The organism is Candidatus Phytoplasma citri, from assembly GCF_002009625.1.
Taxonomy (GTDB): domain Bacteria; phylum Bacillota_I; class Bacilli_A; order Acholeplasmatales; family Acholeplasmataceae; genus Phytoplasma; species Phytoplasma citri.
In genome coordinates this window covers 1-587 of the sequence record NZ_MWKN01000098.1, presented here as the reverse complement: position 1 = coordinate 587, position 587 = coordinate 1, and the positions used below count along the sequence as shown (strand labels likewise).

General features: G+C 35.6%; 1 pseudogene. It reads left to right on the top strand.

The features are described from left to right. Positions 1-38: 38 nt before the first annotated feature. A pseudogene (locus B2G44_RS02245) lies at positions 39-587 on the top strand (reverse transcriptase domain-containing protein); the annotation flags it as partial.

Here is a 587-nt window from a genome sequence, read left to right as displayed (position 1 = left end):
TAATTTACTATTTATTTAATGGCATCGAGAAAGTAATTATGTCAACAACGGTTTCATCAGAAACTAAACTTTCGCGAACATTGAATAGAATTCAACATCGTTCATCAAACGGTTACTCCCTAAAAAGAGAACTGCAACAAGGAATGAATAATTTCTATAACACGTTGAAGAATCGCCGCTAACAAAGGGGCGGGCACGCCAGGTGTTGACAATGAAACCATTGATGGAATTAATCTAGAAAGACTAGAAAGATATCATCAGGAATACGTCAATAATGGTTATAACCCCAAACCAGTTAAAAGAATTCTCATTCCTAATGATAATAAAGGAACTAGACCCCTGGGGCTACCTACTATCAAGGACCGGCTAATACAAAAATGCCTCGAACAACTCTTAACTCCCTATTTTGAAAATATTTTTTCAGAATGGAGCTTTGGATTCAGAACCAAAAAATCTTGCCACGACGCCATCAAACGCGTCAAACAAAGATTTAAAGGGATTGACTATATTATCAAAATTGACTTAAAAGGTTATTTCGATACCATCAATCATGAAATTCTTATGCGAACCTTAAATCAGTTCATCAG